General features: G+C 57.8%; 19 protein-coding genes. 4 read left to right on the forward strand and 15 right to left on the reverse strand.

What is annotated here, in order from left to right:
• Window positions 1-6 precede the first annotated feature (6 nt).
• From lpxK to G3M63_RS16140, 4 genes are all read right to left on the reverse strand, one after another.
• Window positions 7-1,005 (reverse strand): tetraacyldisaccharide 4'-kinase, encoded by a 999-nt coding sequence (gene lpxK / locus G3M63_RS16125; protein WP_163984310.1) that lies wholly within the window; start codon window positions 1,003-1,005, stop codon window positions 7-9.
• A gap of 5 nt (window positions 1,006-1,010) precedes the next feature.
• Entirely contained in the window at window positions 1,011-1,442 is a 432-nt protein-coding gene (locus G3M63_RS16130; protein ID WP_150298949.1) for a biopolymer transporter ExbD, read from the reverse strand.
• Window positions 1,443-1,444: 2 nt separating this feature from the next.
• Entirely contained in the window at window positions 1,445-2,119 is a 675-nt protein-coding gene (locus G3M63_RS16135; protein ID WP_150298950.1) for a MotA/TolQ/ExbB proton channel family protein, read from the reverse strand.
• A gap of 80 nt (window positions 2,120-2,199) precedes the next feature.
• Entirely contained in the window at window positions 2,200-4,452 is a 2,253-nt protein-coding gene (locus tag G3M63_RS16140) for a DNA internalization-related competence protein ComEC/Rec2 (protein ID WP_163983778.1), read from the reverse strand.
• 99 nt (window positions 4,453-4,551) lie between these two features.
• Here G3M63_RS16140 and G3M63_RS16145 point away from each other — a divergent pair, with 99 nt between their 5' ends.
• Window positions 4,552-5,076 carry a DUF2062 domain-containing protein gene (locus tag G3M63_RS16145; RefSeq protein ID WP_150298952.1) on the forward strand — a complete coding sequence of 175 codons (525 nt, stop codon included), beginning with the start codon at window positions 4,552-4,554 and terminating at the stop codon, window positions 5,074-5,076.
• A 327-nt stretch (window positions 5,077-5,403) separates the two neighbouring features.
• On the opposite strand, the gene lolD is transcribed toward G3M63_RS16145, so the two are convergent.
• Together lolD and G3M63_RS16155 are read right to left on the reverse strand one after the other, a co-directional pair.
• Complete coding sequence (gene lolD / locus G3M63_RS16150) at window positions 5,404-6,090, reverse strand: lipoprotein-releasing ABC transporter ATP-binding protein LolD (protein WP_150298953.1); 687 nt, start codon at window positions 6,088-6,090, stop codon at window positions 5,404-5,406.
• A complete protein-coding gene (locus G3M63_RS16155; RefSeq protein WP_150298954.1) occupies window positions 6,083-7,327 on the reverse strand; it encodes a lipoprotein-releasing ABC transporter permease subunit in 1,245 nt (414 codons plus the stop codon). The genes lolD and G3M63_RS16155 overlap by 8 nt, the downstream gene beginning before the upstream one ends.
• 94 nt (window positions 7,328-7,421) lie before the next feature.
• Here G3M63_RS16155 and G3M63_RS16160 point away from each other — a divergent pair, with 94 nt between their 5' ends.
• From G3M63_RS16160 to G3M63_RS16170, 3 genes are read left to right on the forward strand one after another with little or no spacing between them, the layout of a single operon-like run.
• Window positions 7,422-8,003, forward strand: a complete 582-nt coding sequence (locus G3M63_RS16160; protein ID WP_150298955.1) for a PilZ domain-containing protein — start codon at window positions 7,422-7,424, stop codon at window positions 8,001-8,003.
• On the forward strand, window positions 8,000-8,299 hold the full coding sequence (locus G3M63_RS16165; protein ID WP_306110140.1) for a phosphodiesterase: 300 nt from the start codon (window positions 8,000-8,002) through the stop codon (window positions 8,297-8,299). The genes G3M63_RS16160 and G3M63_RS16165 overlap by 4 nt, the downstream gene beginning before the upstream one ends.
• 4 nt (window positions 8,300-8,303) lie before the next feature.
• On the forward strand, window positions 8,304-9,032 hold the full coding sequence (locus tag G3M63_RS16170) for a glycerophosphodiester phosphodiesterase family protein (RefSeq protein ID WP_163983779.1): 729 nt from the start codon (window positions 8,304-8,306) through the stop codon (window positions 9,030-9,032).
• A 36-nt stretch (window positions 9,033-9,068) separates the two neighbouring features.
• Here the strand turns inward: G3M63_RS16170 and sthA are convergent, their stop codons facing one another.
• From sthA to G3M63_RS16215, 9 genes are read right to left on the reverse strand one after another with little or no spacing between them, the layout of a single operon-like run.
• Complete coding sequence (gene sthA, locus G3M63_RS16175; protein ID WP_150298957.1) at window positions 9,069-10,466, reverse strand: Si-specific NAD(P)(+) transhydrogenase; 1,398 nt, start codon at window positions 10,464-10,466, stop codon at window positions 9,069-9,071.
• Between the two features lie 54 nt (window positions 10,467-10,520).
• On the reverse strand, window positions 10,521-10,754 hold the full coding sequence (gene nqrM / locus G3M63_RS16180) for a (Na+)-NQR maturation NqrM (protein WP_150298958.1): 234 nt from the start codon (window positions 10,752-10,754) through the stop codon (window positions 10,521-10,523).
• Window positions 10,755-10,757: 3 nt separating this feature from the next.
• Window positions 10,758-11,780, reverse strand: coding sequence for an FAD:protein FMN transferase (locus G3M63_RS16185; protein WP_163983780.1), 1,023 nt, complete (start codon window positions 11,778-11,780; stop codon window positions 10,758-10,760).
• A gap of 1 nt (window position 11,781) precedes the next feature.
• Window positions 11,782-13,005, reverse strand: a complete 1,224-nt coding sequence (gene nqrF / locus G3M63_RS16190) for an NADH:ubiquinone reductase (Na(+)-transporting) subunit F (protein ID WP_150298960.1) — start codon at window positions 13,003-13,005, stop codon at window positions 11,782-11,784.
• A gap of 15 nt (window positions 13,006-13,020) precedes the next feature.
• A complete protein-coding gene (gene nqrE, locus G3M63_RS16195) occupies window positions 13,021-13,629 on the reverse strand; it encodes an NADH:ubiquinone reductase (Na(+)-transporting) subunit E (RefSeq protein WP_150299334.1) in 609 nt (202 codons plus the stop codon).
• Window positions 13,630-13,635: 6 nt separating this feature from the next.
• On the reverse strand, window positions 13,636-14,307 hold the full coding sequence (locus G3M63_RS16200; protein WP_150298961.1) for an NADH:ubiquinone reductase (Na(+)-transporting) subunit D: 672 nt from the start codon (window positions 14,305-14,307) through the stop codon (window positions 13,636-13,638).
• A gap of 1 nt (window position 14,308) precedes the next feature.
• Window positions 14,309-15,085 (reverse strand): Na(+)-translocating NADH-quinone reductase subunit C, encoded by a 777-nt coding sequence (locus tag G3M63_RS16205; protein WP_150298962.1) that lies wholly within the window; start codon window positions 15,083-15,085, stop codon window positions 14,309-14,311.
• A complete protein-coding gene (locus G3M63_RS16210) occupies window positions 15,075-16,289 on the reverse strand; it encodes an NADH:ubiquinone reductase (Na(+)-transporting) subunit B (protein WP_150298963.1) in 1,215 nt (404 codons plus the stop codon). Before G3M63_RS16210 ends, G3M63_RS16205 begins: the two co-directional genes overlap by 11 nt.
• A gap of 3 nt (window positions 16,290-16,292) precedes the next feature.
• A complete protein-coding gene (locus G3M63_RS16215) occupies window positions 16,293-17,630 on the reverse strand; it encodes a Na(+)-translocating NADH-quinone reductase subunit A (protein ID WP_150298964.1) in 1,338 nt (445 codons plus the stop codon).
• Window positions 17,631-17,795 lie beyond the last annotated feature (165 nt).

Raw genomic sequence — 17,795 nt, forward strand, 5'->3', positions numbered from 1 at the left:
GAAAGGTTAATAAGCAGCGCCAAGCCTGGCGTCCAGCGCCCCGGCGAAGGCGTCGCTCAGCTCGGCGTCGACAGCCAGATACCACCAGCTGGCCTGTGCAAAACCGATGCATTTGACAGCGTCTTTTTCGGTCATGATTACCGGCAGGGCTGCATCCAGCCCGGCAAAACTGTCGGCATTGTAATCGGCATGATCGCCAAAGGCATACTCTCGAGGGCTGAAAGACAGGTCTTTCAGGGTATCGAAGAAACGGCTCGGGTTACCGATACCTGCGACAGCGCTGATCTCCCTGCCGTGCGGCCAGCTTTCGATACTGCAGCGTTCTCCTGTAAGCAGATTCACCAGCGCAGCGGGTCGCAGTTGCATTGCGAAACCGTCAGGGCGGTCGAACTCGGCGCCGTTGCGGATAACAAAGTCGACGGAATCGAGCCGTTCCGCGGGTTCGCGCAGGGGGCCTTCCGGCAAACACCGCGCATTTCCCAGGCCACGCGCAGCATCAATCAGCGCCAGCTCAAGCGTGCGGCCCATCCGGTAGTGCTGCAATCCATCATCACTGATAATCAGGTCGACATTCCGCTGGGCCAACAATTGCCTGGCCGCGCGTGAGCGATCAGGGTCGATGACAACCGGGACATTGCAGCGCCGAGCTACCAGCAGCGGCTCATCCCCGACCTGCTCGGACGTATCGAGCGCAGCGTCGATCAGCCAGGGAAGCGACGGCGGAGCCGCACCGTAGCCACGGCTGATGACGCCGGGGCTAAACCCCCGGCGCTGGAAATGCTCAATCAACCAGATAGTCATCGGGGTCTTGCCGGTGCCGCCCAGGGTGATATTGCCAACCACGATCAGGGGAACAGGCGGCTTCCAGCTGACAGCGGGATCAGAGAGATACGAGCGGCGACGGCGGACCGCCACCGCTCGATATAGCATGGACAAAGGTCGCAGCAGCTTCAGCCAGGCGTGCCCTTCATACCAGGCACGCAGCATGAACTGTTCGAGCGACAGCTGTTTCACTGACCGTCGCCCGCCTCCAGCTCGCTGGTGGTCAGTCGCAGGCGGCTGAAGCCCAGCTGCCCTGCCGCGTCCATAACGGTAATCACCGACTGGTGCGATGCCTTACCGTCTGCAGTGATCACAACGGGCAGGCTGGTATCGCCGGCCGACTCGCGCTGCAGCGCACCTTTGATGGTATCCAGTCCCGGAGCCAGCAGCGTTTTATCGTTGATCGCTACCTCTCCAGTCGCTGAAATCGTCAGTTCGATCTGCTGCGCGCGGCTTTCGACCGGATTACCCGAAGCAGCCTCGGGCAGGTCCAGCTCCAACTGCGTTTCCCGGGTAAAGGTGGTCGATACCATGAAGAAAATCAGCAGCAAAAACACTACGTCAATCAGTGGAGTCAGGTTGACGCTGATCTCCTCGGGTCGCGTACGCCGGAAGTTCACGGTCAGGCTCCCTTGCGAACGCTGCCGGGACGCAACGGAGCGCCATCCTGGGCGGCCGCCGACGCATCGACATCACGATTACCCTGGATGACTTCAACCAGTTTGGTGGCTTCCTGCTCCATGGCAATCACCAATTCATCGATGCGGCGCATCAGAAATCGATGAAAGAACAGGGCCGGAATTGCTACGGTGAGGCCCGCCGCGGTGGTCATCAACGCCTTGGAGATGCCCCCGGCGAGCACACCCGTATTACCGGTACCCTGCGCCATGATCGCGCTGAACACATCGATCATGCCGACTACCGTGCCAAGCAGACCCAGCAAGGGCGTAATGGCTGCGATGGTGCCAAGCGTGCTGAGGTAGCGCTCCATCTCGTGAATCACCTTGCCGGCCGATTCCTGGATGCTTTCCTTCATGATCTCCCGGCCATGACGGGAGTTGGCCAGGCCCGCAGCGAGGACCTCGCCCAGGGGTGAGTCGGCACGGAGTGTCTTCAGTTTTACCGAATCCAGCTGGCCTTCCTTGACCCAGCGCCAGACCTGCCCGAGCAGGCTTGGCGGTGCGACCTTGCTGCTGCGCAGCGTCCACAGTCGCTCTATTACAATGGCGACGGCAATTACCGATGACACCAGAATTGGCAACATTAGCCAACCACCCGCACTGATCAATTCCCACACAAGCGATCCCTCCCCCAAATGGTTGAATACTCTAGCACAGACCGCGTATACCGCGGCCCCGGCGGATATCAAGTGCTGGACTATTCATGCCAGAAGCGTCTTGAATGCTCACGCCAGCTCCACAGCTGCATGCTCTGTCCTGTTCCATTCAGGACGAACCGCACAGCTGCGGACGTCGCAGTATAAACAGGTTCGGCGCCGAGTTCGCGGTAGCGTTGCACAACGCTCTGGTGAGGATGACCGAAGCGGTTGCCATGGCCCGCGCTGAACACCACCCAGCGTGGCGCAACGGCGCGAATAAAAGCATAGGATGACGAGCTACGACTGCCGTGATGGGGTGCAAGAAGCAAGCTTGCCTGCACATCCTCGGCTAACAGCTCGTACTCCCCGGCCATGCCCAGGTCACCGGTGAGCAACAGGCTGGACTCACCCGTGGTGACTTTAAGCACGCAGGAGCGATCGTTGGAATCAGCCGGCGCGCCTGCAGCATACAGAACAGCAAAATGCACACCATCCCAGTCCCAGCTGTCACCCGCACGACACTGCTCGGCATTCAAGGCGGCCTCCTGGCGCTCGTACTCGCCCGATAGTACCCGTTCTACGCGCATCAGACGCTGAATGGCCAGTGCGCCACCTGCGTGATCGTTATCTGCGTGGCTCAGCAGCATGGCATCAAGCTTTCTGAGTCCGAACGAAACCAGGGCTGGATGAACCACAGCTTCGCCGAGGTCAAAGCCACTACTGAGCCGTGCCCCGGTATCATAAAGCAGCGCATGATTGCGGGTCTGAATGAGGACCGATGAACCCTGGCCGACATCCAGCACGGTTACCCAGATGGCCCCCTGCTCCGGACTTGGCCGACCAGGGATCAGCAGAACGGCCAGGCACAGCGCCGCAGGCAGGAGCAGTAGCCTGCCCAGAGGGCTGAGCAGGGCGAGCGTTCCTATAGCCCCAACCGACCAACCCAGCCAATCCGGAAAAGCCATCCGCAGCGGCGCCTGGAAGTCAGCAACCCAGGTCAATCCATCAAACAATGCATCGAGCGCGTGCGCGGCGGCCCATAACAGCCAGGACCAGCCAAACGCCAATTCAAGCACAGCGCCAAGCAACGCAGCCGGCACCACCACCAGACTGACCCAGGGAATGGCAACTGCGTTTACCAGCGGCGCCGACAGGCTCACAGGCATCGCCCAGAGCACGAGCCAGGGCCACAGCCCAACGAAAATGATCCACTGCGCCTTGCCCCAGCGCAGCCAGATACCGCGTACGGCAAGCCTTCCGCTCATGCCGAAGAGAAGCAGACCCACTGCCATGAAAGATAACCAGAATCCAGCCTTGAGCGGGGCTGCAGGCGATACCATGACCACGGCGCAAAGCGCGGCTAGCCAGGTTACCCATGGGCCGGGCTGGCGGTACAGCAACCGCGCGATCAGAACCAGCATGATCATCAACAATGCGCGCTGCGTCGGCACCGCAAAGCCTGCCAGCGCTGCATAGCCGGATGCGAAGAGAACAGCCAATGGCGCGGCAAACCAGAACCGCGGCCACCTGGCAGGAAACAGACGCAACCGGGCAAGCACTGCCATGATCAGAAAGGCAAGAGACGCCAGCATGCCCACATGTAAACCGGAGATCACCATCAGGTGACTGGTCCCCGTCGCCTGCATGACCGTCCAGTCGTCAGCGCTCAGAACGCTGCGATCACCCACTATCAACGCCAGCAGACGCTGCCCGCCCGATTGAGCGCCCAGCGTTGTGTCCAGCCGATGCCTTATACGACTACGCAGCCCGTTCAGCCTGACCGCCGGTTGCTCGAGCAACTGACCTTGACGAATACTGCCCAGGGCACCGATTTCCTGGGCATAGAGCCAGGCTTCATAATCAAATCCTCCCGGATTGGACATGCCGCGCGGACGCCGCAGATTCGCTTCGAACTGCCAGCGCTGGTCGCTTGTCACTGGCTCTCCGCCATACCAGTGCGCGCGAATCAGGGGCAACGCCTCGCCGGTTTCGACCAGTCGCGCATCGGCCAATTCGAAGCGCCAGCCGGTGAGCGTAGGTTCGGGCAGTCCGCTGATGCGGCCTTCGAGCACTACTTTCTGACCATCAAGGGCAGGCGCGAGGCGCTGATCAAGCGCCTGATGATGACAGTAGCTGGCCCAGATCAGACCCGCTAGAAATGCCGCAAGTACCCGACCGGAGCCGCCAGACAATGCGGCTCCCAGCATAACCGGCAGCGCAACTGCGATCGACCAGCCGGGAGGCAGGCTCGGCATAAGCAACGGTGTGATAAGCCCGACAAAAAATACAAAAAGCGCGGCTGACAACGCCATGGCGGAAACATCCTGTTCACCTGAAGTGCCGCCAGCCGGTAGTTTGACCGTGGCATTCCATGCATAATTGATTCACTTCCAGCTGCTGGCTAGTCTGCAATGCCCCGCCGCCTTCTCAAACGCTACATGCCAAGTCCAGAGCGCATTAAGCGAAGCAAGTCGCTTCGTTTCATGGGGACTCTTCTGCATGATGCAAACCTGTGGCATCTCAACCGCCACAGTGTTGCGCGGGCGATGTCGATTGGTTTGTTTGTGGCGATGCTGCCGATTCCCATGCAGATGCTGCTGTCGGCGTCCATTGCACTCCCCGCACGCGCCAACCTTCCGGTATCCATTGGCCTGGTCTGGCTCACCAATCCGGTCACCATGCCACCGATATTCTTCGTGCAGTACAAGGTGGGTACGCTGTTGCTGGGGACGCCGGAACGCACCATGCCCATGGAGCTATCACTGGCCTGGCTTAGCGCAGAATTCCATCACATCTGGCAACCGTTACTGCTCGGATCGATGCTATTTGGCATTATCCTGGCTCTGATAGGTTACGGTGCCACCATGTTGTATTGGCGACTATGGGTATCCCGCAACTGGCAACAACGCAAACTGCGACGTCGTAGTCAAAGCTGAGCGACTATCATTCGCCGATGCTACCGCTGCCGGCACGGGTAACGTCCTGATTCCTTCACCTTCTGCATGATCTAATTCTTGGGGGACTGCAGATTGGCCGCGCCAACAGAATGCCGCCCAGCAGCTTTCGGTAGGACGCTGTCTCTTTGATTTGCGCCTTACCAGATAGCCAAACAAGGCGCTACGGTGAGCTCGAACTAGATTCTCGGCCGCTCGGAGCTCACAGTGGCCACTTCAGATTCCTGATCTGCCGTTCAACGCAACGAAAAACGGCCGCTCACTGAGCGGCCGTTCTCCATTGCGGACATGTTCCACGGAAGCGCCGAGTCAATCCTGGCGTGCTTGCAGATGCCCTTCCTGCAAGGTCAGCACCCGATCCATTTGCCCGGCAAGGCTCAGATCATGAGTCACCACCATGAATGCGGTGTTGAGCCGCTGACTCAACTCCAGCATCAATTCCTGAACACCCCGCGCTGTGTGGTGGTCGAGGTTGCCGGTTGGCTCATCCAGCAACACACATGCCGGCTGGTTAATCAAAGCTCTGGCAATCGCAACCCGCTGACGTTCACCGCCGGACAGTTCGGCCGGCTTGTGGCCTGCCCGTTTGGCAAGCCCGACGCCAGCCAGCATCGCATTGGCCCGCTCACGTGCCTGCGCAACCGGCATATTGCCAATCAGTAGCGGCATGCACACGTTTTCCAGAGCGGTGAACTCGGCAAGCAAATGGTGGAATTGGTAAACAAAACCCAGGCCGGTATTACGCAACCGGCCACGCTCGGATTCTTTCAATGCCGACATCTGGCGGCCAGCCAACCAGACCTCACCTTCGCTGGGCGTGTCCAACCCGCCGAGCATGTTCAACAAGGTGGTCTTGCCGGAACCTGAGCTGCCCACTATCGCTACCCGCTCGCCGGGCAGCAGCTTGAGGTTGACCCTGTCCAGTACCTTCAGGCGCTGGGGCCCGACGGCGTATTCCTTACTCAGCTCGCGGCATTCCAGAACTGCTTCAGTCATAACGCAAAGCCTCCGCCGGCTCGGTACGGGACGCCCGCCATGCCGGATACAGTGTTGCCAGAAAACTCATCCCCAACGCGGCGGAACAGATGAGAACGACATCGCTCCAGATCAACTGGGACGGCAGGTAGCTAATGAAGTAGACATCCGAACTCAGGAACTGCATGCCCAGTAGCTTCTCCAGTCCGGCGACCAGCGCCGAGACATTCAACGCAGCCAGAACGCCAAGAATACCGCCGACCAGCGTGCCCACCACACCGATTACCGACCCCTGCACCATGAATATGCCCATGATGGTGCCCGGCGAAGCGCCCAGCGTACGCAGAATCGCGATATCGGCTTTCTTGTCGGTGACAACCATTACCAGCGTGGAGATGATATTGAACGCGGCGACTGCCACGATCAGCAGGAGCAGCAAACCAATCATGGTTTTCTCCATGCGGATCGCAGCAAACAGATTGCCGTGGCTACGGGTCCAGTCCTGCGCGTAATAATCGCCCGACAAGCCGGACACCAGTTCCCATGACACCGTGGGTGCCTGGAACAGGTCATGCAATTTGACCCGAACACCCTCCATCTGACCCGAGGGCCAGCGACTCAGGCGAGCTGCATCCCCGGCATGGATAATGGCGAGGGAACCATCCAGTTCGGCACCGACCTTGAAGATGCCCTTGACCTCGAAACGCTTGAGCCGGGGAAATACGCCCGCTGGTGTCACCGAGGCTTCCGGAAGCACGAAGGTCAGTTTGTCGCCAGGCCGCACGCCGAAACGGTTGGCGGTCAGCTCACCGATGATGATGCCGAATTCACCGTCGGCCAGATCCTCGAGAGTGCCCTCTTCCATATGTTCGCCGATAATCGAAACCCGCTGTTCGGCTTCGGGAATAATCCCGCTCACCAGTACCGGGGCCACGCTGCCGTCATGGGTGAGCATGCCCTGGAGTTGGATAAAAGGCGCGGCGGATTCGACCTGGGGATGTTCTTCAAGTTTGGACGCAAGCGAGCGCCAGTCTTCGATCGGCTGATAACCATTGATGGTGGCATGTGGCACCATGCCGAGAATGCGCGTGCGCAGCTCTCGATCGAAACCATTCATCACCGACAGGACAAGAATCATCACCAGCACGCCCAGGGTCAGACCCAGCATGGAGATGAGCGATATGAAGGAGATAAAATGGTTGCGACGTTTCGCCCGCGTATAACGCAGGCCAATAAAGAAAGGCAAAGGTCTGAACATGAAATATCAGGTCCCTGACGGGGGAATAGACCCGTGAGTGGCTATTGGGGGAGACATGTTACACTGAATTCAGCTGGGATAAACGGACCATGACATGCAAGTGATTGACGATAGCATTCAAGATAAAAGGGATTTTTACCGCATCGAGGATCTGCTCGCCCTCGATTATCGGGTTATCGGTGGTCCGGATCTGGCTGATGCGCAATTCGGGTCTCCGCAATTTCACATGCTCAGTGAGCTCCAGGTCCTGGAACAGGAATCCCAGCACCTGCTGCGCCAGATAGGTGAACGTGACCGTTCGCTGGCGGCCTACCTCAAGATTGTGAACAAGCGCATCGAGTTGATCGCCAGGACGCTGGTTAGCCAGGCTGCCGATACGCCGACCCACAAGCTGCTGGTCACTTTGAGCGAAGGAGGTATGTCCTTCGCGGCCACCGAACCTCTCGCACCGGAAACCTGGCTAGCCTTGAGGCTGGTTCTTATGCCCTCACCCCTCGGCCTGGTGATTCCGGCGCGGGTGCTACGCTGCGATCCCGCTGAATCAACCGGTAACTGGACCATAGGCGTCAGCTTCGAGGCATTAAGCGATCCGGAACGCCAGCTGCTCGCCAGGCATATTCTGCAGAAGCAGGCACAGGAGATTCGTGCCGCGAAAACCGAAAGGACTCAACCATGAAGATTCTGAACGCCCGATTGCTCGCTTGCTCTCTCGCCCTTACCACGCCCGTGGCATGGGCCGATATTTTAACCATTCCCGTTGGGCAACAGCACAGCTCCGCTGTCTCGAACGAACTACCTCGGCGCGGCCTGTCAGCTGCATCTGTGATCCAGCGCCACGGCGAGCCTGCGGTACGTCATCCAGCTATTGGCGAGCCGCCTATCAGTCGCTGGGACTACCAGGGCTTCAGCGTGTACTTCGAAGCAAGCACCGTCGTACATAGCGTTCATCAGCACCGACCGCGGGCCAATTGAGCACATGACGGTTCTCTACGGCCACCGCGGCGCCCGAGGCGAAGCCCCGGAAAACACTCTTCAAAGTTTTCGCCAGGCGTTGAATGCAGGCGTAACGCGGATGGAGCTGGATCTGCACCTGTCGTCTGACCGTAAGTTGATGGTCATCCATGATCCCACGCTTAAGCGCACCACCGGCCTGCGGGGCAAAATTGCCCAGCACACGGCGGAGGAACTGATGCAGCTTGATGCCCGGTTTGCCCTGCCGGGTTGGCCGAGCGCGTGTGCGATCCCGTCCCTAGAACAGCTGTTCCGCGAGTTTCCCGAGATCGAGCATTACCAGCTTGAGGTCAAGTCAGGATCGATCAGTCAGTCTCAGATTGTGCTGGATGTGATCAATCGACTGGTTGAGCAGTTCGGGCTGGAAAACCGGGTCGTGATTACTTCTGGCAGCCGCACGCTGCTCAAGGTAGCCAAAACATCAGGTTTTGCCTTGCCGACCGGCCTGGTGGAGGAATATGGCCTGCTTGATCCTATACGCAGCGCTCTGCGCTATGACTGTCAGTTTCTGGTGCTGAACTGGAAGCTATGCAACCCGCAGCGGGTCCGTCGCGCGCAGCGCCAAGGCTTGCACGTATCGGTGTGGACCGTTAATGATCCTGCGCTGATGCACAGATTGGTCGAGATGGGCGTTGACAGCATTATCACCGATGTCCCGCACCTGGCAGTCGAGACGATTGGCCTGCAAGCCTGAAAAAAACTGCCCGGCTCATGCCGGGCGGAGTTCGCTTCAGAATAACCGGTTCAGACCATCCAACGCCGCCACCCGGTAGGCTTCCGCCATGGTGGGATAGTTGAAAGTCGTGTTGACGAAGTACTTGATCGTGTTCGCTTCGCCCTTCTGGTTCATGATCGCCTGGCCAATGTGAACGATCTCGGAAGCCTGGTCACCAAAACAATGGATGCCCAATACTTCCAGCGTTTCACGGTGAAATAACAGTTTGAGCATGCCAACCGGCTCGCTACTGATTTGCGCACGGGCCATGTTCTTGAAAAAGGCCTGGCCAATTTCGTAGGGTACTTTCTCTCCGGTCAACTCTCTTTCGGTCTTGCCCAGCGAGCTGATTTCCGGAATTGTATAAATGCCGGTCGGCACATCGTCGACAAATCGCCAGGCGTCGTTGCTGACGATATTGCCAGCGGCGGAACGGCCCTGATCAAAAGCAGCACTGGCGAGACTTGGCCAGCCGATAACGTCACCCACGGCATAGATGTTCGGCACCTCGGTCCGATAGTTCTCATCGACGCTGAGCTGACCACGGCCGTTAGGCTGCAGCCCGACATTCTCCAGGCCCAGTCCGTCGGTGTTACCCGTACGTCCGTTGCACCACAGCAATGCGTCAGCCTTGAGCTTCTTGCCCGACTTCAGATGCAGGACCACGCCCCGGGTATCCAGCCCTTCGATCTTCTCGTATTCCTCATTGTGACGAATCAGTACGGCGTTGTTGCGCAGGTGATAACTCAGTGCATCGGAGATTTCATCGTCAAGGAAGCTGAGCAGCCGATCACGATTATCAATCAGATCAACCTTCACCCCCAGACCACAGAAGATCGAGGCATATTCACAGCCGATAACCCCGGCCCCGTAGATGATCAGGTTCCGTGGCGTATGGTTCAGCTTGAGAATCGTATCGCTGTCGTAAATGCGCGGGTGGTTGAAGTTCACGTCTGCCGGACGATAAGGCCGTGACCCGGTCGCGACAATGATTTCCTTTGCCGCCAATCGCTCCACCACGCCCTGGGCGTTAACCAGCTCGATAGTGTTGGCGTCTGCAAAGCTACCGCGGCCGAAAAACAGGTCAACCCGATTGCGGGCGTAATAACTGGTGCGCGAGGCGACCTGCTTGGTCATGACGCTTTCGGCGCTTTTCAGCACGTCAGGGAAGGAAAACCAGCGCGGATCACCGATGACGCGAAACATCGGGTTAGTATTGAAATGGATGATCTGTTTGACCGAATACCGCAGTGCCTTGGATGGGATCGTGCCCAGATGCGTACAATTGCCCCCCACCAGGCTGTGGGCTTCGACCACCGCGACCTTGCGGCCGTGCTTGGCGGCGTTCATCGCAGCGCCCTCGCCCGCCGGCCCGGAGCCCAGCACCACTACATCATAGTTATATACGGCCATACTTCGAATTCCTTGTTCCAATACCCGGATGCTTGCATAGCGCCACTATGCTAACTACTCGACCTTGGTCGCGTCGTAGGCCAGGTTTGCCTTGGGCTTCTTTTTCGTGTCGAGGCTGTTCTCGTCACACTTTTCGGCGTTTCCGCCACAAATCGAGCAGCTGGAGTCCAGACCTGTTGCGCCGATGCCACCGCACGAACCAGCAATTGGCTTGCGGCCCATCATCACGCCGACAGCCATGCCAGCCACGATCAGACACATCAACAGAAATGCTAATAACCAGACCATTTTCTACTCCTTGCCCTGTTCGAGGGCCTTGAATCGGGGCGTGCTTCGCGATTCGAAGCCCACCCCCTTGCGTACTACAAATAACGCAGCGATATCCTGCTCAACAGCATACTGCCAACCCTGGTCCGGCCCCTTGACCAATAACAGGGTCGACAACCCGTCAGCACGAGCCGTGTCGGGGTGTAGTACCGTTACTGCGGCCAGCTGATGCATGACCGGTTGCCCGCTACGCGGATCAAATGTGTGTGAATACCGTTTGCCTTCAAACTCGAAGTAGTTGCGGTAATCACCGGAGGTAGAAACCCCGTGCCCATCAAGCGGGAGGATCACCTGCGCGATACGGTTGTCATCACGCGGCTCTTCGATAGCGATCCGCCAGGGTACACCACCTGGTTTCAGACCCGCCGCCTTGAGCTCACCGGTGATTTCCACCATATAACTTGTGATGCCCTGCGCAGCCAGGTGTTCCACTACCCGGTCTACCACGTAACCGGCCGCCATAGCGCTCAGATCCACCTGTACATCGGCGTTCTTGCATAGCTGGCCGTCCACCGTTTGCAGATGTTGCTGGCCCACTTTCTCCAGCACCTCGGTCAGCGCTGCGGCTTCAGGAACCGACTGACCGACCAGGCCGCCATGAAACCCCCAAAGTTCCAGCAAGGGTCCGATAGTAATATCGAAACCACCGTTACTTTGCTCATGGAGTTCTTCAGCCAGAGACACCATTTCCAGAACGGATTCAGGCATAGCCTGGCAGGAACCCGCCGGAAGACTGTTGAAACGTGCCAGATTCGAATCATCACGCCAGGTCGACACCTCGCTATCGAACTCCGCTAACAGCGCTTCGATACTGGCTTGCAACGCATCCGGCGAAGGCGTCTCCTCGGCACTTACCCATTTTATCGAATAGGTACTGCCCATGGTGCCGCCGTAAACTTCGGAAACGGTTTCTGCAGAATTGAAACAGCCCGCCAACGTAGCTGCCAGGGCAACTACGAAAGCGGGCCGAGTGACGCGATGCAGCATGCTAGCCGCCGAAGTCATCGAGCAGGATATTCTCCGGCTCAACACCCAGATCTTGCAGCATCTTGATCACCGAGGCGTTCATCATCGGCGGTCCACACATGTAGTACTCGCAATCCTCTGGCGCCGGATGGTCCTTGAGGTAGTTCTCGTAGAGCACGTTATGAATGAACCCGGTCGGACCTTCCCAGTTGTCTTCCGGCAACGGATCGGACAAAGCCAGGTGCCAATCGAAATTCTCGTTCTCTGCGGCGAGTTGGTCGTACTCCTCGACATAGAAAGCTTCGCGCAGCGAGCGTGCACCATACCAGAAGGACATCTTGCGCTTGGACTGCAGTCGCTTGAGCTGGTCGAAGATATGCGAGCGCATGGGCGCCATACCTGCACCACCGCCAATGAAGACCATTTCGGCTTCGGTATCCTTGGCAAAGAATTCACCGAACGGACCATAAACGGTGACTTTGTCGCCGGGCTTCAGACCGAACACCCAGGAAGACATCTTGCCAGGTGGCAACTCATCACGTCCGGGGGGCGGCGACGCCACACGGATGTTGAATTTGACCAGGCCCCTTTCTTCCGGATAGTTCGCCATGGAGTACGCGCGGATAACGGTCTCATCCACCTTGGAAACGAATTTCCACAGATTGAATTTGTCCCAGTCGCCGCGGAATTCCGGCTGGATGTCGAAATCTTTGTAGTTCACGGTGTGCGGCGGGCATTCCAGCTGCACATAGCCGCCTGCGCGGAAGTCGACGTTCTCGCCTTCAGGCAACTTCAACGTCAGTTCCTTGATGAAGGTCGCGACGTTGGGGTTCGATTCAACCGTACATTCCCACTTCTTGACCCCGAACACTTCCTCCGGGACCTCAATCTTCATGTCCTGCTTGACTGGGGTCTGGCAGGAAAGACGCCAGCCTTCCTTTGCTTCGCGCTTGGTGAAATGCGTTTCTTCGGTGGGCAACATTTCGCCGCCGCCGCTTTCAACGATACATTTGCACTGAGCGCAGGTGCCGCCACCGCCACAAGCAGACGAAAGGAAAATGCCGTTGGACGACAGCGTATTCAGCAGCTTGTCACCTGCCGCGACAGTCACGGTGCGCTCGCCGTTGATCTCGATGCTGACATCACCGCTGCTGACCAGCTTTGAGCGCGCGATCAGGATGACAGTCACCAGGGTCAATACGATGGCTGTGAACATCCCTACGCCGAGATAAATTTCCATCTCCATCAGTTCAGCTCCTCTTTACAGTTGCACGCCGGAAAACGACATGAAACCGAGGGACATCAGACCCACGGCGATGAATGTTATGCCCAGACCACGGAGACCGTCCGGAACATCGCTGTACTTGAGCTTCTCGCGGATACCCGCCAACGCAACGATCGCCAGCGCCCAGCCGGTTCCCGAGCCAAAGCCATACACAACACTTTCACCAAAGGCGTAATCCCGCTCGACCATGAACAGTGCAGCACCCATGATCGCGCAGTTAACCGTGATCAGTGGCAGAAACACGCCCAGGGCGTTGTAGAGCGCAGGGACGAACTTGTCGAGCAGCATTTCCATGATCTGCACGATCGCGGCGATTACGCCGATGTAACTCAGCAGACCCAGGAAGCTGAGATCGACGTTGGGCAGGCCCGCCCAGGCCAATGCGCCATCCTTGAGCAGATAGGTATAGATCAGGTTGTTCGCCGGAACCGTGATCGTCAATACGACGATCACCGCGATACCCAGACCAATCGCCGTCTGCACCTTCTTGGAAATGGCGATAAAGGTACACATCCCGAGGAAGAACGCGAGGGCCATGTTTTCAACAAAAATGGCCCGTACTGCGAGGCTAATGTAATGTTCAATCATGATTTACATAGCCTCCTTCACGGCACGGGACTGCGGTGCCATCGGGTAATCCTTCGCTTCAACCTGCTCAGTCTTCCAGCTACGCAACCCCCAGATAATCAAGCCGATGATAAAGAATGCCGACGGTGGCAGGAGCAACAAGCCGTTGGGCTGGTACCAGCCGCCTTCGCTGATGACCGGCAGGATTTCATAGCCCATCAATTTGCCAGCGCCAAGCAGCTCACGGATGGTCGCAACCACGATCAGGATGAAGCTGTAGCCCAACCCGTTACCCAGACCATCCAGGAAACTGAGGTGGGGCGGATTCTGCATGGCGAACGCTTCGGCACGGCCCATGACGATACAGTTGGTGATGATCAGACCAACAAACACCGACAGCTGCTTGCTGATATTAAAGGCATAAGCCTTCAATACCTGGTCTACCACGATAACCAGCGACGCAATGATCACCATCTGTACGATCATCCGGATCGAGCCGGGAATCTGCGACCGGATCACCGAGATGAAGGTATTGGACAGCGCCACTACCGACGTCAACGCCAGACACATGACCAGTGTCACGTTGAGGCTGGTGGTGACGGCCAGAGCCGAACAGATACCCAGGATCTGAAGTGCGATCGGGTTGTTCTTGAATACAGGATCGAAAAGGACCCCTTTGGCACTTACATTAGCCATGTCATGCCTCCCCTGCTTTCAGGTTTTGCAAGAAGGAACGGAAACCGGTGTCGCCCATCCAGAACCGAACCAGATTCTCGACGCCGCGACTGGTCAGCGTGGCGCCTGCCAGACCGTCAACCTTGTACTGACGACGCGGATCGCTGCCATCGACGGTACCCTTGACTACCTGTACGCCGACCTCGCCTTCCTCGTTATATACGACGTTGCCTTTCCACAGCTCGCGCCAACGGGGGTTGTCCACCTCGCCACCTAGCCCGGGGGTTTCACCATGCTGATAGAAACCCAGACCGCGGATGGTGTTCAGGTCGCCCTCCAGTGCAAGGAACCCGTATAGAGTGGACCAAAGACCATAGCCATGGATTGGCAGGATCATGGTTTCGATGCCGTCTTCGTTCTCGATCATGTACACCGTAGCGTAATGCTCGCGACGACGGATGCTGGCGACATCCTCATGTGCTTCCAGCGCCCGCGACAGATTCGGATCCCGTGCAGCGGCTTGCTGATCGTACGTCAAAGGCTCCTGGGCATCGCTGAACTCACCGGTACGCAGGTCAACCAGACGCGCAGTGACCTGCTCGAACTGTTCAGCCACGCTCGGCCCTTCTTCCAGCAGACCGGCGATCAGCAGAATGTTGCGCTGTTTGTCGAGCAACTGGTTTTTTACCTGCACAGGCTTGAGCGACACTGCGGCGACCGACACCACGATCGAGCACACCAGACAGACCAGCAGCGCGACGATAATGGTACGGCTGACGGATTCTTTTTTACTGGACATTACGTGCAAGCCTCCGTTTGATGTTGGCCTGAACGACGAAGTGATCGATCAGGGGAGCAAAGAGGTTGGCGAACAGAATCGCGAGCATCATGCCCTCCGGGAATGCTGGATTCACTACCCGAATCAGCACCACCATCAAACCAATCAGGGCACCGAATACCCACTTGCCGGTATTGGTCATGGACGCGGACACAGGATCGGTAGCCATGAAGATCATGCCGAAGGCAAACCCACCAGTGACCAGATGCCAGTACCAGGGCATTGCGAACATCGGGTTGGTCGTCGAGCCCAGCACGTTGAACAGCATGCTGGTCGCGATCATGCCAAGCATCACACCACCGACGATCCGGAAGCTGGCGATCCGCGTCATCAGCAGCACCGCGCCGCCAATGAAGATGGCCAGAGCCGAGGTTTCACCCATCGAACCGTGGATATCACCCAGGAATGCATCCCACCAGGTAATGCCCTGGCCAACGACTGCTTCTATACCACCCATCGCCATGGCGCTCAGTGCAGTGGCGCTGGCATAGCCATCAACCGCAGTCCATACCGCATCACCGGAAATTTCCGCAGGGTACGCAAAGAACAGGAAAGCGCGACCGGTCAACGCAGGGTTGAGGAAGTTCTTGCCGGTTCCGCCAAACACTTCCTTGCCGATAACCACACCGAAGCTGATGCCCAGCGCAACCTGCCACAGCGGGATATCCGGTGGCAGAATCAGAGCGAACAGGACCGATGTGACGAAGAAGCCTTCGTTGACCTCATGCTTGCGGACAGAGGCAAATACGACTTCCCAGAAGCCACCGACTATAAAGGTCACCGCATACACAGGCAGGAAGTACGCCGCACCATGCACGAAGTTGTCCCACAGGCTGGCCGGGTCGAATCCGGCGAACAGCTGGATCAGCGCAATGCGCCAGCTATCCTGCATACCGAGCATTTCAGGGTTTTCAGCATAAATGCTGTTGGCCTGAAAGCCGACGTTATACATCCCGTAGAACATCGCCGGGAAAGTACACAGCCAGACGGTGATCATCATGCGCTTGAGGTCGAGACCGTCACGCACATGAGAAGTTGTCCGGGTAACGCTACCCGGGCGATACAGGAAAGTATCCACCGCTTCATACAGCGCGTAGTACTTCTCGTGTTTGCCGCCCTTTTCGAAGTTATGCTCGATCTTGTCGAGCAATGCACGAAGACCCATGGCTTAACCCTCCTTTTCGATGCGGGTTAGGTTGTCCCGCAGAATCGGGCCGTATTCGTACTTACCGGCACACACGTAACTGCACAGCGCCAGATCTTCTTCATCCAGCTCCAGACAACCGAGCTGCTGGGCGACTTCTGTGTCCCCTACGATCAGTGCACGTAACAGCTGGGTCGGCAGGACATCCAGCGGCATGACCTGTTCATAGTTGCCCACCGGGATCATGGCGCGGGGACTGCCATTGGTGGTGGTAGTCATGTCGAACAGCTTCGACGGGCTGAGCTTGGACAAAAAGATGTTCATCACAGAGTGCTTGTCACTACCGGCACGCAAGTAATGCAGCATCTGCCGATCAGTGCCTTCCAGCAGCACGGATGCCTGCAGATGGTAACGACCGAGATAACTGACCGGGCCACGCGCATGACGACCGCCAAACACCGAACCCGAAATAACGCGATTAGCGCCGGGTTTGAGCTCACCAGCGGTCAGCTCGTCAAGGTTCGCCCCCAGACGGGTTTTCAGCAGACGCGGGGTTTCTACCTGAGGGCCGCCCAACGCGATAACACGCTCAGTCCAGAGTCGGCCTTCAGTAAACAGCTTGCCGACCGCGATCACGTCCTGGTAATTGATATGCCAGACCTGGCGATTCTCGCTGACCGGATCAAGCATGTGGATATGCGTACCGGGAAGGCCCGCCGGATGCGGCCCGGCAAAGCTCTCTGTGCGGACACCTTCAACATTTTCGCCGGGGATCGATGCATCGCCGGCCTTGCACAGCCAGACGCGCGCAATCCGGGAAAGCACCTTGAGACCGTTTTCGAAGGCTTCAGCCTGATCGGCAAGCACGACAGCCGGATCGGCTGACAGAGGATGGGTGTCGACGGCTGTGACAAAAATCGAACTGGGCGTTGCGTCCACTTCGGGGACCTTGCTGTAAGGTCGCGTCCGCAGGGCTGTCCACATGCCTGAATTGATCAGCTGTTGACGAACCTTTTCGCCATCAAGGGTGCCCAGGGCTGCGGCTTCGTGCGCATCGAACTCGACGGCGTCATCGCCTTCTACATCGATCACGACAGACTGCAAAACACGCTTCTCGCCACGATTGATGGCGCTTATGACGCCGCTGGCAGGAGCGGTATACACCACTCCAGGTGTTTTCTTGTCACTGAACAGGATCTGTCCCAATCTGACCCGGTCACCCAATTGTACTTCCATGGTAGGTTTCATACCGTGGTAGTCGAAGCCGATTACGGCCACGCTACGTACCTGACGGGCATCGTCAATACGTTGCTCGGGCGACCCGGTGATTGGCAAGTCCAAGCCCCGTTTGATTTTTATCATACGAATAGCCTAATCACTGGTTGGAATCTATAAGGGTGTGCCGCTACCGAACCGGGAAACCCGACGATATGGCGCTGAAGACAGACGCGGAATCAAAGCAAGACGGCAGCAAACCCCCACCAAAAATCCCGCTAAGTATAAAGATCCTGCCTAACCAAAGCTACT

It is taken from the genome of Pseudomonas sp. OIL-1, from assembly GCF_010669185.1.
GTDB lineage: Bacteria > Pseudomonadota > Gammaproteobacteria > Pseudomonadales > Pseudomonadaceae > Halopseudomonas > Halopseudomonas profundi.

Bases quoted from the DNA above. Each gene is read 5' to 3' on its own strand.
- G3M63_RS16140 (WP_163983778.1), bottom strand. From the start codon at position 4,452: ATGGCGTTGTCAGCCGCGCTTTTTGTATTTTTTGTCGGGCTTATCACA.
- G3M63_RS16145 (WP_150298952.1), top strand. From the start codon at position 4,552: ATGCCCCGCCGCCTTCTCAAACGCTACATGCCAAGTCCAGAGCGCATT.
- lolD (WP_150298953.1), bottom strand. From the start codon at position 6,090: ATGACTGAAGCAGTTCTGGAATGCCGCGAGCTGAGTAAGGAATACGCC.
- G3M63_RS16155 (WP_150298954.1), bottom strand. From the start codon at position 7,327: ATGTTCAGACCTTTGCCTTTCTTTATTGGCCTGCGTTATACGCGGGCG.
- G3M63_RS16160 (WP_150298955.1), top strand. From the start codon at position 7,422: ATGCAAGTGATTGACGATAGCATTCAAGATAAAAGGGATTTTTACCGC.
- G3M63_RS16165 (WP_306110140.1), top strand. From the start codon at position 8,000: ATGAAGATTCTGAACGCCCGATTGCTCGCTTGCTCTCTCGCCCTTACC.
- G3M63_RS16170 (WP_163983779.1), top strand. From the start codon at position 8,304: ATGACGGTTCTCTACGGCCACCGCGGCGCCCGAGGCGAAGCCCCGGAA.
- sthA (WP_150298957.1), bottom strand. From the start codon at position 10,466: ATGGCCGTATATAACTATGATGTAGTGGTGCTGGGCTCCGGGCCGGCG.
- nqrM (WP_150298958.1), bottom strand. From the start codon at position 10,754: ATGGTCTGGTTATTAGCATTTCTGTTGATGTGTCTGATCGTGGCTGGC.
- G3M63_RS16185 (WP_163983780.1), bottom strand. From the start codon at position 11,780: ATGCTGCATCGCGTCACTCGGCCCGCTTTCGTAGTTGCCCTGGCAGCT.
- nqrF (WP_150298960.1), bottom strand. From the start codon at position 13,005: ATGGAGATGGAAATTTATCTCGGCGTAGGGATGTTCACAGCCATCGTA.
- G3M63_RS16200 (WP_150298961.1), bottom strand. From the start codon at position 14,307: ATGGCTAATGTAAGTGCCAAAGGGGTCCTTTTCGATCCTGTATTCAAG.
- G3M63_RS16205 (WP_150298962.1), bottom strand. From the start codon at position 15,085: ATGTCCAGTAAAAAAGAATCCGTCAGCCGTACCATTATCGTCGCGCTG.
- G3M63_RS16210 (WP_150298963.1), bottom strand. From the start codon at position 16,289: ATGGGTCTTCGTGCATTGCTCGACAAGATCGAGCATAACTTCGAAAAG.
- G3M63_RS16215 (WP_150298964.1), bottom strand. From the start codon at position 17,630: ATGATAAAAATCAAACGGGGCTTGGACTTGCCAATCACCGGGTCGCCC.